We start from the raw sequence: 521 nt of genomic DNA, 5'->3' as shown, positions 1-521 counted from the left end.
TGTTATATAAATTGATGTTTAATAAAAATGAATTGGTCAATAATACAACGTTGAGTTATCGTAACAAAATGACTAGAATGAAAGGTAATTTGTTATCACTATGAAATAGTAGTCATCATTATGAATAAAAAACGTATTGCTATATTTACCAGTCTTTCTATCGCAACAAGCTTGCTATTGTCGGGTTGTCAGCTACTAACAGGCTATCAGAAAATAGATGATGCAGAAAGCGCTGACAAGTGGGCAGGGAAAATCAAACCGATTGCTGGAGAAGTAAACATCGCTTGTGCGGGTACTTATCATTGTGAAATTATGCAAATCGACCAAACTGCGGTTATCGCGCCAGATACACATCAACCAGTAGATCATAAGCTGTTAAGTGTGTTTGATACGGATGATAAAGTTGTTAAGCGTACACAAAATGTGCTATTTACACCATTAAAGAATCAGCACTCTGTCAAGGTTGTACCGTTATCAGCTTCTGGTATGGCTGGGATGATAAACTATTATGCGCGAGTTAA

1 pseudogene is annotated in these 521 nt (G+C 36.5%); it reads left to right on the top strand.

The window, feature by feature from the left end:
- Positions 1 to 120 precede the first annotated feature (120 nt).
- Positions 121 to 521 (top strand): annotated as a pseudogene (locus ACS8FD_RS24475) (hypothetical protein); the annotation flags it as partial.

Source organism: Psychrobacter sp. 1U2, assembly GCF_051847575.1.
This window is presented reverse-complemented; position numbering and strand designations above follow the sequence as displayed.